At 26.7% G+C, this 14,526-nt stretch carries 14 protein-coding genes; all 14 read right to left on the minus strand.

The genetic code is table 11. The annotated features are described in order from the left end of the window. Nucleotides 1-38: 38 nt before the first annotated feature. Nucleotides 39-1,634, minus strand: a complete 1,596-nt coding sequence (locus BUE91_RS00295; protein WP_143605234.1) for a CTP synthase — start codon at nucleotides 1,632-1,634, stop codon at nucleotides 39-41. 1 nt (nucleotide 1,635) lies between these two features. Next, the gene (locus tag BUE91_RS00300; RefSeq protein ID WP_066899827.1) at nucleotides 1,636-2,070 is read right to left on the minus strand and encodes a hypothetical protein; all 435 of its coding nucleotides are present in this window, start codon (nucleotides 2,068-2,070) and stop codon (nucleotides 1,636-1,638) included. Between the two features lie 9 nt (nucleotides 2,071-2,079). After that, a complete protein-coding gene (locus tag BUE91_RS00305; RefSeq protein WP_066899825.1) occupies nucleotides 2,080-2,565 on the minus strand; it encodes a hypothetical protein in 486 nt (161 codons plus the stop codon). Between the two features lies 1 nt (nucleotide 2,566). Beyond that, entirely contained in the window at nucleotides 2,567-3,529 is a 963-nt protein-coding gene (locus tag BUE91_RS00310) for an ROK family protein (RefSeq protein WP_073507583.1), read from the minus strand. Between the two features lie 8 nt (nucleotides 3,530-3,537). Further along, nucleotides 3,538-4,032 (minus strand): PTS sugar transporter subunit IIB, encoded by a 495-nt coding sequence (locus tag BUE91_RS00315; RefSeq protein WP_073507584.1) that lies wholly within the window; start codon nucleotides 4,030-4,032, stop codon nucleotides 3,538-3,540. 68 nt (nucleotides 4,033-4,100) lie between these two features. Continuing rightward, a complete protein-coding gene (locus BUE91_RS00320) occupies nucleotides 4,101-5,087 on the minus strand; it encodes a class II fructose-bisphosphate aldolase (RefSeq protein WP_066899819.1) in 987 nt (328 codons plus the stop codon). 267 nt (nucleotides 5,088-5,354) lie between these two features. After that, the gene (locus BUE91_RS00325; RefSeq protein WP_219335332.1) at nucleotides 5,355-5,795 is read right to left on the minus strand and encodes a Fic family protein; all 441 of its coding nucleotides are present in this window, start codon (nucleotides 5,793-5,795) and stop codon (nucleotides 5,355-5,357) included. A 297-nt stretch (nucleotides 5,796-6,092) separates the two neighbouring features. Continuing rightward, nucleotides 6,093-6,734 carry a pyroglutamyl-peptidase I gene (locus BUE91_RS00330; protein WP_066899817.1) on the minus strand — a complete coding sequence of 214 codons (642 nt, stop codon included), beginning with the start codon at nucleotides 6,732-6,734 and terminating at the stop codon, nucleotides 6,093-6,095. A gap of 2 nt (nucleotides 6,735-6,736) precedes the next feature. Next, entirely contained in the window at nucleotides 6,737-7,783 is a 1,047-nt protein-coding gene (gene murG, locus BUE91_RS00335) for an undecaprenyldiphospho-muramoylpentapeptide beta-N-acetylglucosaminyltransferase (RefSeq protein WP_073507585.1), read from the minus strand. Further along, nucleotides 7,776-8,894, minus strand: coding sequence for an FtsW/RodA/SpoVE family cell cycle protein (locus BUE91_RS00340; protein WP_073507586.1), 1,119 nt, complete (start codon nucleotides 8,892-8,894; stop codon nucleotides 7,776-7,778). The genes murG and BUE91_RS00340 overlap by 8 nt, the downstream gene beginning before the upstream one ends. Further along, on the minus strand, nucleotides 8,887-10,260 hold the full coding sequence (murD, locus tag BUE91_RS00345) for a UDP-N-acetylmuramoyl-L-alanine--D-glutamate ligase (RefSeq protein ID WP_066899811.1): 1,374 nt from the start codon (nucleotides 10,258-10,260) through the stop codon (nucleotides 8,887-8,889). The genes BUE91_RS00340 and murD overlap by 8 nt, the downstream gene beginning before the upstream one ends. A 9-nt stretch (nucleotides 10,261-10,269) precedes the next feature. Beyond that, on the minus strand, nucleotides 10,270-11,358 hold the full coding sequence (gene mraY, locus BUE91_RS00350; RefSeq protein ID WP_073507588.1) for a phospho-N-acetylmuramoyl-pentapeptide-transferase: 1,089 nt from the start codon (nucleotides 11,356-11,358) through the stop codon (nucleotides 10,270-10,272). Continuing rightward, entirely contained in the window at nucleotides 11,358-12,575 is a 1,218-nt protein-coding gene (locus BUE91_RS00355) for a UDP-N-acetylmuramoyl-tripeptide--D-alanyl-D-alanine ligase (RefSeq protein WP_073507589.1), read from the minus strand. Before BUE91_RS00355 ends, mraY begins: the two co-directional genes overlap by 1 nt. A gap of 65 nt (nucleotides 12,576-12,640) precedes the next feature. Then, on the minus strand, nucleotides 12,641-14,524 hold the full coding sequence (locus BUE91_RS00360) for an ABC-F family ATP-binding cassette domain-containing protein (RefSeq protein WP_073507590.1): 1,884 nt from the start codon (nucleotides 14,522-14,524) through the stop codon (nucleotides 12,641-12,643). Nucleotides 14,525-14,526: the final 2 nt, after the last annotated feature.

Below are 14,526 nucleotides of genomic sequence, written 5' to 3' on the forward strand. Positions count from 1 at the left end.
CCCCTTTTTAAAAAGAATGCAGGTTTCCCTGCATTACTCTATTTAATGTTTTTCTTATCTAAAATTGCCTTTATCCACCCTTTAAATAAAGAATGCGGTTTATTTGGTCTACTCATAAATTCTGGATGGAATTGAGCAGCTACAAAGAATGGATGATTTTCTATTTCAATTATTTCTACATAATTTCCATCAGGTGATTTTCCTACTATCTTGAAACCATGTTTTTCAAATTCTTCTATATATCTTTGATTAAACTCATATCTATGTCTATGTCTTTCTAATACTTCAGACTGTCCATATAGGGCATATACTTTACTATTAGGATCTAATTTACAAGGATATGCTCCAAGTCTCATAGTTCCACCTAAGTTTTCAACATCTCCTTGTTCTTCAATTAAACTAATAACAGGATTTGAAGTGTTTTCATCAAATTCTGTAGAATTTGCATCTTTCATTCCCAATACATTTCTTGCAAACTCTATAGTTGCCATTTGCATACCTAAACAAATACCAAAAAAAGGTATCTTATTTTCTCTTGCAAATCTTACAGTATTAATTTTACCTTCAATTCCACGTCCACCAAATCCTCCTGGAACTAAAATACCGTCATATTCTTTTAATTCTGTTAAATCAAACTCTTCTGCTTTTAAATAATCTATTTTAACTTTAGTGTCATAATGAAACCCTGCATGTTCTATAGATTCATTTATACTAATATATGCATCCTTTAATTCAACATATTTACCTACTACTGCTACTTTAATTTCATGTTTAGGATTCATGAATTTATTTACCATTTTCTTCCATTTTTCAAGATTAGGTTTAATATTTTCTAAATTTAATTTTTTACATACTTCATCTGCAAGACCTAATTCTTCCATATGTATAGGAATTTCATATAGGTTATTAGCATCTAAAGCTTCAATTACTGAGCTTTCATCTACATCACAGAATAAAGAAACTTTAGATTTAATATTTTTATCTACTGGATGTTCACTTCTAAGGATTATAATGTCGGGATTAACTCCAAGACCTTGCAACATCTTAACGCTTTGTTGTGTAGGTTTAGTTTTTAATTCTCCTGCAGCCTTTAAATATGGAAGTAATGTTACATGTATATATGTTACATTTTCTCTTCCAACATCTTTTTTAAATTGTCTTATAGCCTCTATAAATGGATTTGATTCTATATCTCCTATAGTTCCACCAATTTCAGTTATTACTATATCTGAATTAGATGCTTTACCAGCCTGCATAATTTTTTTCTTGATCTCATTAGTAACATGTGGTATTACTTGAACTGTTCCTCCAAGATAGTCGCCTTTTCTTTCTTTATTAATTATTGTCGACATTATTTTACCACTAGTTACATTATTATACTTAGTAAGTTCTTCATTTATAAATCTTTCATAATGCCCTAAATCTAAATCTGTTTCAGCTCCGTCTGCTGTAACAAAAACTTCACCATGTTGATACGGACTCATAGTACCAGGATCTACATTTAAATAAGGATCAAATTTTTGAATAGTTACCTTATATCCTCTTTCTTTTAATAATCTCCCTAAAGATGCGGCAGTAATTCCTTTTCCTAGAGAAGAAACTACCCCTCCTGTAACAAATATATAATTAATCATTTTAATCCCTTCCAGAAGATTTCTCTTGTATTATTGTATTTTTAGTACTACTACTTGGGACTTGTAGTAATTTTAATCTTTTATCACTTTCTTCTTCAGCTACGATACTATATATATTATCAAAATCATCTTTTTCTATAGGACTATCAGCAAATATTACTAAATTATTTACATTTTTAGAAGAGTAAATTTTAACATCAGCAATATCAAATACATATTTTGAAAAAAACTTGAGATAAAGGGTTTCATTAAATATTCTTAATTGATTTGTACTTTTCTCACTTTTATCACTAAAATCTATATTCATTACCTCTTTATATTTTTTAATTAACTCTTTTTTTATTTTTTTCAATTCCGCTAATCCCTCTTCTTTATCTATCATAGAAAAAGAATTAAAAGATAATAGTAACATAATAGCTATAACTATCTTTTTCATAAAAATCCCTTATTTTTTCTCTTTTGTTAATTTCACATCAGTATATAGCTTAAATGTAATTTCTGTTGGTTTTTGATAAAGATTGTTTAATATTTCTACAACAGCCTTGTCTAAATAATATGCATCTTTTGAATTTATTGTTTTATCAACATAATATTTAAATTCTGCCTTATTTCCATTTAATTCTTTAATAACAAAATTAGATTCATAACCTATTTGTGCAAAAATGTGTTTTAATCCTAAAATATATAGGTTCTTTTTATTTTCAAATTTAGTCTCATCATATTTAGAATTTTTACTTTTTTCATTTTTAATTAAATCTGCTACATGATTATTAAAATCAGCATATATTAAATCTAATGTTCCTTTTTCTGCTATTTTTGTAAGTTCTGCTTGAATAATTGATTGCTCTACCTCAGCTAATTTATACTTTGCTTCCACACTAAATGTAATTGCAGATAATACTATAGCTAGTGCCAATAATGTTTTTTTCATTTTAATTCTCCTTATTTTTGTTCATAATCAAAGATGCAGCTCCTTTTACTCCAGCTGAATCTAATAAATTGCTTTTAACTATAGGTATATTAATACTCATATTTAAAGCATATTTAGGTAAATGTTTTTTTATTCCTGATATAATTAGATCTGAAGATTTAGCAAGCCCTCCTGCAATAACTATTATTTCAGGATTAACTAAATTAATTAATACTCCTATACCATAGGCTAACTTATTACAAAAATTATCAACTATAATCTCAGCAACTTCATCTCCTCTTCTTACATTATCGAAAATATGAAATGCTTCAAGTTTTTCAAAGTTATCTTTAAAAGTTTCATAAAGCAAGCCTTTTTGTTCTTGTTTTAATATCTTAATTCCTTGCCTTACTATACCTCTAGCTGATGTAAATAATTCTAAACACCCTGTTAATCCACAACCACATTTATCTCCATTTAAATCAACTGAAATATGACCTATTTCTCCAGCAGCTCCATCATTTCCTGATATTAATTGCCCATTTATTATCATACCTGCTGCTATACCTGTTCCTATAGGTAAAATTATACTATTTTTATAACCCTTACTTGCACCAAATAGATTTTCTCCTAATGCTATTGCTCTTACGTCATTTTCTACTATTACTCTCTTACCTGAAATTCTTTCAAATAACTCCTTAGCATTAAAATCATTACCCCATGAAAAATTAGCTGCTATTTTAACTATAGCCCTATCTACTACAGGTCCAGGTATTCCCAATCCTATTCCTTCAAGTTTTGATATATCTGCTGATATTTTTGTAAATAATTCTTGTATCTTATCCCAAATTCTAGTAAATGTATCTTCAGGTCCTCTTTTTGACTCAGTTTTAACACTTTCTTCTATAAGTATATTATATCCTAAATCTAATATCCCTATTTTAACATTAGTGCCACCTAAATCTACTCCAACAAAGTATTTCATATTATCACCTATATTAATTTTTTTAGATCTTCTAAAATTTTTGGTGCTTTAGGTCCCATTACTACTTGTACATTATTTTCATCAATAACTATTACATCTAATGCCCCTAATTCTTTTAAAGCTTTATTATTAACCTTGTCTAAATTTTTAACCCCTACTCTAAGTCTTGTAAAACAGCTTTCTAATGAATCTATATTTTCTTTTTTTCCTAATGCTTCTATAATTTTAGATTCTTCATCTAAATTTTGAGCTTCATTGTTGTTTATAATCTCAAGTATCTTAGGGGCTTTAGGTCCCATTACTACCTGTAAATTATTTTCATCTACAATTACTACATCAATTGCTCCAGATTCTTTTAATACTTCCATATTAACTTTATCTAAATTTTTAACTCCCACCCTAAGTCTTGTAAAACAACTTTCTAATGAATCTATGTTTTCTTTTTTTCCTAATCCTTTCAAAATGATTTTTGCCATCTCTAAATCTGTCATTCTACCAAACATAATATCCTCCTTAATATATATGTAAAAGCCTTATTCCAACTATTTAGAAACAAGGCTTTTAACTATTATTATTTAACTTCTACTCCTCTTTTATATGCATCTTGTGATCCAAATACATCAACTATTTTAGATTTGTAATATTCTTTCATATATTCTTTTGCTTTTCCAGTATATTTTCTAGGGTCAAATTCTCCTGGGTTGTTTGTAAGAACTTCTCTTACTCCTGCAGTAAATGCTAATCTTCCATCTGTATCTACATTTATTTTAGCTACTGCTGATTTAGAAGATAACAATAATTGTTCATCAGGTATACCTATAGCATCTTTCATAGTTCCACCATATTGAATTATTTTATCAACAAATTGTTTAGGTACTGAAGATGAACCATGTAATACTATAGGGAATCCAGGTATTCTTTCTTCAATTTCTTTAAGTATGTCTAAACGAATTTTAGGGTCATCTCCTGGTTTGAATTTATGAGCTCCATGAGAAGTTCCTATAGCTATTGCTAATGAATCTACTCCTGTTCTATTAACAAATTCTTCAACTTCATCTGGTTGAGTATAAATAGTATGTTCAGCAACTACATCATCTTCAACTCCAGCAAGTACTCCAAGTTCCGCTTCTACAGTTACGTTATGTTGATGAGCAAAATCTGCAACTGATTTAGATAATTCAATATTTTCATCAAATGAATAATGAGATGCATCTATCATTACTGATGAGAACCCGTATTCTATACAATCTTTACAAGCCTCAAAGCTTGGTCCATGATCTAAGTGTAATGCTATTGGTATATCTGATCCTGAAGCTTTAACATATGCTGTAGCTGCTTTAGCTAAGAATGGTAACATTTCTTTTCCTATGTATTTTCTAGCTCCTGTAGATACTTGTAAGATTACAGGTGATCCCATTTCAACACAAGCTTCTACAATAGCTTGTAATTGTTCTAAATTATTAAAATTAAATGCTGGCACTGAATACCCTTCTTTATTTGCTTTTTCAAACATTTCTTTAGTATTTACTAAACCTAAGTCTTTGTAATTATACTTCATTTTTACTCCTCCTAGAACTTTATTTTTTCATACATTTAAATTTTATCAAATTTAATGTAAAAAATCAATAATTAATGTATATACTATTACACAAATATCAAATGAAATAACTTTACAGTATATAATCTTGTTTTAATTTCATATACAACTGTACTTTTATTGTTATCCTATCTGACTTTTAATATATAAAAAGCACCTACTTTTAAGTAGATGCTTTCTTTAATTTTTTACATAAAAAGTTGCTTTTCCTTTACCATGTCTTTTAATCTAGCCTTCTTCTATTAAATTCTTAAGCATATTTTCAATTGTAGACTTACCTACTTTAGGAACTAATTCCATTATATCGTTTTTGGTAAATTTACCTAACTTACTATTAACTGCATTTCTTACAAGATAAATTGTAGGGATTTTTTCATCTACATAATCAGTTCTTTCTTCAAAATCAATATACGCTGCTAATATAGTTCTAAGTATATATTTTATAAACGACAATTTATCCTCTTCACTTTCATGCCAACCTATACCATTTTTTTCTAGTGCTAAGTAATAACTTTCTTTATTTTTTTCTATCTTACTTTCTAAACTTATATATTTCCCAACAACATATCCTTGTCTATAAAGTAAAAGAGTGGTTAGCAAACTGCTCATTCTTCCATTTCTATCATTAAAAGGATGGATACAAAGAAAATCATGTATAAAAATTGGAATTAAAAGTAGTGAATCTACTTCCTACGCCTTGTTGATTTTCTGTTGGATCTTTTTCATAATCCTCTGAATAAGATATATTACTTAAAAAGCTTCCTGTTATTAAAATAGCCCTTATTAGCCTTACATTCCCTCTTAACCATTTTTTTAATTTACCTTTTTTTTAATTCTTTTACTCCTTTTTAATTAATTGTTATCCGTAAAAGTATACCTCTACCCAACGATATTTTGTTAAGAGTTTGTGTAAAAAATTATTTTTGTTTTAAAATAAAAAGAGTTTCTGATTTTAGAAACTCTTTATTAAAATATTTCACCTGCTACTATTTTTTTATCTTCATTATAGTTTGATATGACCTCTATAGCTTTAACTACTGCATTTAATATATCTTCAATAGGCATAGAAAATGATGTGTTTCCTTTTACCTGTTCACTCATATATGGTAAATGTATAAATCCTGCCTTGATTCCAAGATTTTCTTTTTCTATAATATATCTAATTCCATATAGTACATGATTACATACAAAAGTTCCTGCAGTATTAGAAATTTTTACTGGATAGCCTTTGCTTTCTAATTTTTCATATATTCTTTTAATTGGTAAAGTTGAAAAATATGCATTTTCTCCATCATCAAAAATCTTCTCATCCACAGGTTGATTCCCCTCATTATCTTTTATCCTATAATCATCAACATTAATACCTATTCTTTCTATAGATACATTCTTTATTCCTCCTGCTTGTCCCAAAGCTAATATATATTTAGGGTTTTCTTTTCTTATTTCATCTTTAATTTTATCTAAACTTTTATTTCTTACTACAGGTAATAAAAGTTTAACTATCTTTAAATTTCCTATTTTTTCTGGAAGAAAGTTTAAAACCTTTTCTGAAACATTTAAATCATCTCCTCCAAATGGTTCAAATGCTGTTATTAAAATTTTATCCATAACTAACTCTCAAGATAGCTAATAATATTATTTACTGCATTACCTGGGTTAATTTTAGAAATATTATCTCTCATATATTTAAGTTTATCACCACTATTTACAAGTCTTATAGCTTCTTCTATAGCATTTTCAACTTCTTCATTTCCATATATTTTAGCAGAATTAATAGCTTCTAATATTTCTGCATTTTCTTTTTGTCCAACAAAATTATATGGTACAAGTATAGAAGGTTTTTCAAGTTCTATTAATTCAGATATAGTTGATGCTCCAGCACGACATAAAAGTATATCTGAGGCTGCCATAACATTGTACACTTCTTCAAAATATGGGACTACTATAGTATTTTCATTTTCTTCTATCCTATTTATAGTATCCTTATATAGCTCCTTACCAGTAGCCCAATAAAATATAACCTGAGAATTTTTAATATATTCAAATTTCTTAACTATAGCATCATTAATATTTTTAGCTCCTAATGATCCTCCCATTACAGCTATTACTTTAGCATTTTTATCTATACCCATTTTTTCTCTAGCTTCTTCTTTAGAGATATTATAGAACTCTGGTCTAATGGGATTGCCCGTTACAACAAATTTTTCTTTATGAGCATTTTTAATGTTTTTTAGTGTTTCTTCAAATGCTATAAATACTGTTTTAGCATAAGGATAAAGCCATTTATTTGCCTGTCCCATAGTTACATTTTGTTCTTGTAAAAATATATCAAGTTTTAATGTTTTAGCTGCAAGTAAGGCTGGAAGTGAGATATAGTTTCCAAAACCTATTACATAATCAATTTTTTCTTTTTTTAATATTTTTCTTGCATCATAAATACCTTTAAATAACTTGATTATTCCGATTATACTTCTAATAGGAAGTATATCAAGTCCATAAAACTTATATCCTCTTTCTGGAACTATATCTTTTTCCATTCTATGACATGTTCCCATAAATACTAATTCATGTCCTTTATTTTCAAGTTTTTCTGCAAGTGATAATGCTGGATAAATATGACCTCCAGTACCACCTGTGGTAATTAAGATTTTACTCATATATAACACCTTCTTCTAGTTTATCATTCATATTTAAAATTATACCTATAACCAAACCAAGTCCTATACCCACACTAACCATTGATGATCCCCCAGCACTTAAAAATGGCAATGTTACTCCTGTTGATGGAAGTATATTAACATTTATGCCTATATGAAGAATAAACTGATTGGATATCATAAATCCTACTCCATAAATTATCATTTTTTCATATATAGAATTAGCAAATTTTGCACTATAAAATATGAAATAAATTAATAATATAAAAAGCGATATTAAAACTATAGCCCCTATAAATCCCCATTCATCAACAAACCCTGCAAAAATATAGTCTGTTTGTACTTCTGGAAGATAAAAATTCCTTGAAATACCATTTCCATAACCTGAACCAAATATTCCACCATTACTTATAGACTTCATAGAAAGCAGAGCATGTTCATTTTCAAGATTTAACCTTGATATTCTATACCCCTTTGAAAAAATAGACCCTAATCCTGCAAGAACAAGGCATACTACTGTAAATATTACCTTTTTATATGAAATTACCTCACTTATCCAATACATACAAAGGAATAATAGTATAAATTGTACAGTAGATGAAAAAGATCTAGAAATTAGTATTAATCCTGCACAAAAAAGTGTATAAATTCCTGTGTACATATATATATTTAATCTTTCTCTTTTAATATAGTAAGCTCTTTCTATCATATATGCTAAAACTAATACTAATCCAACCTTGGAAAATTCTGAAAACTGTATAGTGAGATTCCCTATCTTTATCCATCTTTTAGCTCCATTTATAGCCTTACCTGCATACAAGGTATACACTAATCCAGCTACAATAAAAATCATAATAAATACTGTTTTTTTATTTAAATAATTAAAATTAACAAAGAGGATTATAAACAGCATAAAAGAAAAAGTTACCGCTAAATATATCAAATGTTTACTAATTATTGACACATGACTTAAACCTAAAGTGTTTTTTAAACTTTCAGGTGATGTTAAACTAAGTAAATTAAATACTCCTATGATATTTAATATTAAAATTAGTATAATTATTGTAGTAATTAACTTTTTTTTACTATCTGTCTTAAAAAAATTATACATTTTTTTCTCCTAAAATTTCTATAACTTTACTCTTAAAATATTTACCTCTTTCTTCAAAATTCTTAAACTGATCAAAACTTGAAGTAGCTGGAGAATAAAGTATGGTATTATTTTCTTCAAAGTCTACATTATCTTTAATGTGTTTTATACACTCATCAACTGTTTCAAAAATGATATATTTTCTATATCCAACTTTTTTTAATTCATTTTCTATTAAATATCTATTTTCTCCATATATGTATGTAAATTTAATTTTTTTTCCTATTGCTTTACCTAATTCATATAAAGGAACTTTCTTATCTTCTCCACCACATATTAATATCACATCATTTTCATATGAATATATAGCTTTACTAGTTGAGGCTACATTAGTTCCCTTTGAATCATTAATAAATACTGTATTTAATTTACTAAAAAAGTCTTCCATTCTATGTTCTATACTTTTTACTTCCTTTAAGAAATTTCTAATTACCTTATTAGGCACACCACAAATTTTAGCTGTAGCAATTAGAAATAGCATGTTTTCTAAATTATGTTCTCCTTTTAATGCAATATCTTTAACTGCAATTAATTTATCTGCACTTTGACTTAAACTAAATTTAGAATTATACATTTCACTTAAATCTTTCATAACATATATTTGATCATTTTTAACAAATATACTACCCTTATTATTAATACTAATATATACCCTTTTAGGATTTCTATAATTTTCTAATTCCTTAGCTTTTTTGTATAGATTTAAAAAAGTAACATCATCTACATTAACTATCATTCTATCTTTTTTATCTTGATTTGAAAAAATATTAAATTTAGTCATGTAATAATCTTCAACATCTTTATATCTTCCTAAATGATCTGGCGTTAAATTTATTATTCCTGATATATATGGTTTTATTTTAGGATTATTTTCAAGTTGATAACTACTTAATTCAAGTACTATATAGTCAAGTTCCTTCCCCTCTTTTACTATCTCTGCAAAAGATCTTCCAACATTACCCCCTAATTCCACGTTAAAACCTGCTTTTTTAAGCATTTCATATGTTTTAGTACAAGTGGTTGTCTTACCATTAGTTCCTGTAAATGCAATAATTTGTATATCTTTATTCATATACTCATATGCTATATCTATTTCAGAATATATGGGTATATTTTTATCCATAGCCTTTTTAATAAAACTATTTTCAAAAGATATTCCTGGTGATTTAACTATATATTCTATTTCCTTACTTTCAATAATTTCTAATGCCTTGTCAGTAGTTATTTCACCAACTTTATCATCAACTAATATTACCTCTTTACCCTTTGATTCTAATAAATCTTTAGCTCCTATTCCACTAATACCTGCACCAAATACTATAATCATTTTTATCTCCTATCTTAACTTAAGTATCATTAATGCTAGTAGTCCAGCAATAATTGTAATAATTAAAAATCTAACAGTTACTTTTGTTTCTGGCATACCTAATTTCTCAAAATGATGGTGTATAGGTGCCATTTTAAATACTCTTTTCTTAAATTTTCTAAATGATATTACTTGTATTATTACAGATAAAGCTTCGACAAAGAAAATGATTCCCATAACAGGTAAAAGTAATTCCTGTTTTAATAATATGAATATAGTCCCTAATAATCCACCTATAGTAAGAGAACCTACATCTCCCATAAACATCTGTGCAGGATAAAAGTTAAACCATAAAAATCCTAAACAACCTCCAACTATAGATGATAAAAATACAGCTATTTCCCCTGCTCCCATTACATAATAAATATTAATATATTCTGACCAGTTATAGTGTCCTACTGCATAAGCTATTAACATTAATATAGATGATACTGTAACTATTTGGCTACTAACTAAACCATCTAAACCATCTGTTAAATTAACAGCATTAGATGTTCCTACTATTATGAAGAACATGAAAATGAAAAATGCTATAGGTCCAATATATATATATGATTTTTTTAATACAGGATTAATTATTGAAAAATCTATAGTTTTATTAACTAAACCTAATTTATATATGAAAATGAAGACTATTAAAGTCATTATAGTTTGAAATAAAAGTTTTTTCTTTCCAGAAAGACCTTTTTTACTTTTAGTAAGTTTTAAATAATCATCATAAAATCCTATAGTAGAAAATACTATAGTCATGAAAAATAGGAAAATAGTAAATTTATTAGTAAAATTTCCTGCAATAAATGTTGAAAACAAAATAGAAGCTACGATTAAAAGACCACCCATAGTAGGTGTTCCTTGTTTAAGATAATGACTCTCAGGTCCATATTCTCTTATAGTGTCTCCAAATTTCTTATATTTCAACCATCTAATAAATGAATTTCCAAATATTATCATAAAACACAATGAAACACCAAATGCAACTCCCATTCTTATTGATATATATTTAAATATTCTTAAATATGTGTATTGGTCTATAAATAGACTTTGAATATAGTATAGCATTAATTATTTCCCTCCATTATATCTTCCATTTTCATGGATCTTGATCCCTTTAATAATACAACTTTTTCTTTAGTAGTATCTATATTATTTATAGTTATTTTTATTTCTTCCTTGTTATCAAAATGCTTAAATTTAAAATAGATGTTATCTAAATTACATAATTTTTCATAAAGATATTTCATGCAAATTCCATAAAGATATATTTCATCAAAATTTATTTCTTTTAATACATAACTTAAATCCTCATGATATTTTTTTTCATCTTTTCCAAGCTCTAGCATATCTCCTAATACAATTATTTTAAATTTATCATTATATATCTTAGAAAATGTTTCAAGAGATGCTTTCATAGATATAGGTGAAGCATTGTAAGCATCATTAATATATATGTATTTTCCATTTACTATTTGAAATCTTCCTTCTGTTAATTCAATATTTTCATAACATAAATCTGTATATCCCATATATTTAAGCAAACTATCAACTATTGATACATTTAATAAATTATGTTCTCCTAAAAGATTAGTTTTAATATCCTTAATCTCAACTTTTATAACATCGTCTAATTTAGAAAGAAATTTATCTTTTCCATTAACTACAACCTTTTTTGATGTATGAGGTATAATTTCTGTTTTAGCTTTAAAAACATTTTCCATAGTTTTTAGATATTCTAAATGAGATTGCCCTATATTAGTTATTATTGAATAATCTGGTTTAGATATATTACCAAGTAAATCAATTTCACCTAAATTTGACATTCCCATCTCAAGTAATAGTATTTCATCACTATCTTTTGCTGAAAGTATAGTAAATGGTAAGCCTATATGATTATTATAGTTCCCCTGTGTCTTACATACCCTTACACCCTTATTCTTTAAAACAGAGTATAATATGTCCTTAACAGTTGTTTTACCATTTGAACCAGTGATACCAATAACTGTAAATTTATTGTTTTTTCTATAACTTTTTGCAAATTCTTGCATAAACTTAACGCTATTTTCTACATAATATCCATTACTTATTTTAAGTTCTTTTTTATCATAAATTACAAAAGCCCCCATATTTTCAGCTTCTTTTGCATAATCATTCCCTTTATTAATAGCAAAAAAAACACTATTTGGGCTTGATTCTTTAGAATTTATAACAACTCTAAAATCTTCTTTTAAAGAAGGAATTTTCTTTCCTAAAAGTCCTTCTAATATATTTAATTTACTCATATTTAATCAAGGAATTTCCCTTTCTCGTGTTGTATTTTAATTATATCAAAAAAAAATAATAAAAACTACTCTAATTCACTCCACAATAATATTAATTCATCTTCCCTAGCTTTCATATCTTCTATTTCTTTTTGCACATTAATCATTTTCTCTAAATCATTAACACGCCCTGCTCTAGTCATCTCATCATCTAAAACTTTAAGTTTTTTAGAAATTTCTTCTAACTCCTTTTCTATCTTTTCTATATCTTTTTTCCTTTTAATTTCTACCTTTTGTTTAGCCTTCCTTTCTTCATAACTAAGCTTTTCTTCTGTTTTATCTATAACTTCTTTCTTGCTTTTAATATTTTCCTTATACTTACCATAATTCCCTTTAAATTCTTCTAAACCATTCTCAGATAAGAAATATATCTTATTACATACTGAATTTAAAAAATGTCTATTATGAGAAATTAAAAGCATAGTTCCTGTATAATCTATAAGAGCGTTTTCTAAAACTTCTATAGAATATATGTCTAAATGGTTAGTTGGTTCATCAAGTATTAATAAATTCGCCTTTTCTTCTATTAATTTAAGTAAGGAAACTCTAACTTTTTCTCCTCCTGATAATGATGATATCTGTTTTAACACATCATCACTTGTAAATAGAAAAGAAGCTGCCTTACTTCTTAAATATTCTTCTGTATATAAAATAGAACTATTAATTTCTTGTAAAATATTATTATTTGAATAAAGATTTTGATGATCTTGATCATAATATCCAACATGAACCCTTTCTCCTATTTTAAAATCTCCACTATCTTGCTTTAATTTCCCTATTAATATTTTTAAAAGGGTTGATTTTCCTATTCCATTCTTTCCTATTATTCCTACCTTATCTCCTTTGTATAGATCAAAGCTTACATTATTTAAAACTTTCTTATTATCAAAACTTTTAGATACATTAACAACATTTAATACCCTATCTGCTGATTCAGATCTCATCTCAAATTTTAACTTCATTCTTCCTGGATTAAATAAGGGATTATCCATTCTTTCCATTCTATCTAATATAGTTTGTCTTCCCCTTGCTTGTTTTGCCTTTATCCCCGCCTTATATCTACTTACATATTCTTCTATTTTTCTTATCTTTTCACTTTCTTTTTCAAATCTTTTAATTTCACCTTTAATATATAATTCTTTTTGTATAACAAAATCTGAAAAATTCCCATTATATTCATAAATTTTCTTATTTTCTATTTCCATTATCTTATTACACACTTCATCTAAGAATATTCTATCATGTGATATTAATATGAATGCTTTAGTATATTTTTTTAAGTACTCTTCCAACCATTCTATAGAAACTATATCCAAATGGTTAGTAGGCTCATCAAGTATTAATAAATCTGGCTCTTGAAGTAATAACTTAGCAAGTGTAACTCTAGTTTTTTCACCACCTGAAAGTGATGATATATGAGAGCCTTTAAAATGATTTAATTCAAGCCCTTGCATAACTTGTTTAATCTTAAATTCTATTTCATATCCACCAGTTATCTCATATTCATGTTGTAATTTTTCATAATCTTTTAATAATTTATCTATATTCTCAGATACTGCCATTAAAGTATTAAGCTTATTAATTTCATAAAGTAATTCTTTTTGTCTAGAATATACCTCAAGTAATTCCTCATAAACTGTATTTTTTTCAGAAGCAAATGAATGGTTTTGAGAAAGATAACCTACTTTAATATTAGGATTAAGAAAAACATTACCTTTTTCATTAACATTTCCTTCCATACCATCATGATTTTCTTTACCTAAAAGTATCTTAATAAGTGATGATTTCCCAACACCATTTAATCCTATTAATCCAATTTTGTCCATATGATTAACATTAAAATTAATGCCTTTTAATATGTATTCCCCGTTATATTGCTTCCATACATTATTAAATTGTACTAAATTCATTC

This window comes from Streptobacillus notomytis, assembly GCF_001902585.1.
GTDB classification, from domain to species: Bacteria; Fusobacteriota; Fusobacteriia; order Fusobacteriales; family Leptotrichiaceae; genus Streptobacillus; species Streptobacillus notomytis.

Bases quoted from the DNA above. Each gene is read 5' to 3' on its own strand.
- BUE91_RS00355 (WP_073507589.1), bottom strand. From the start codon at position 12,575: ATGAGTAAATTAAATATATTAGAAGGACTTTTAGGAAAGAAAATTCCT.
- mraY (WP_073507588.1), bottom strand. From the start codon at position 11,358: ATGCTATACTATATTCAAAGTCTATTTATAGACCAATACACATATTTA.
- BUE91_RS00300 (WP_066899827.1), bottom strand. From the start codon at position 2,070: ATGAAAAAGATAGTTATAGCTATTATGTTACTATTATCTTTTAATTCT.
- BUE91_RS00340 (WP_073507586.1), bottom strand. From the start codon at position 8,894: ATGTATAATTTTTTTAAGACAGATAGTAAAAAAAAGTTAATTACTACA.
- murD (WP_066899811.1), bottom strand. From the start codon at position 10,260: ATGATTATAGTATTTGGTGCAGGTATTAGTGGAATAGGAGCTAAAGAT.
- BUE91_RS00360 (WP_073507590.1), bottom strand. From the start codon at position 14,524: ATGAATTTAGTACAATTTAATAATGTATGGAAGCAATATAACGGGGAA.
- BUE91_RS00315 (WP_073507584.1), bottom strand. From the start codon at position 4,032: ATGTTTGGTAGAATGACAGATTTAGAGATGGCAAAAATCATTTTGAAA.
- BUE91_RS00320 (WP_066899819.1), bottom strand. From the start codon at position 5,087: ATGAAGTATAATTACAAAGACTTAGGTTTAGTAAATACTAAAGAAATG.
- BUE91_RS00310 (WP_073507583.1), bottom strand. From the start codon at position 3,529: ATGAAATACTTTGTTGGAGTAGATTTAGGTGGCACTAATGTTAAAATA.
- BUE91_RS00295 (WP_143605234.1), bottom strand. From the start codon at position 1,634: ATGATTAATTATATATTTGTTACAGGAGGGGTAGTTTCTTCTCTAGGA.
- murG (WP_073507585.1), bottom strand. From the start codon at position 7,783: ATGAGTAAAATCTTAATTACCACAGGTGGTACTGGAGGTCATATTTAT.
- BUE91_RS00305 (WP_066899825.1), bottom strand. From the start codon at position 2,565: ATGAAAAAAACATTATTGGCACTAGCTATAGTATTATCTGCAATTACA.
- BUE91_RS00330 (WP_066899817.1), bottom strand. From the start codon at position 6,734: ATGGATAAAATTTTAATAACAGCATTTGAACCATTTGGAGGAGATGAT.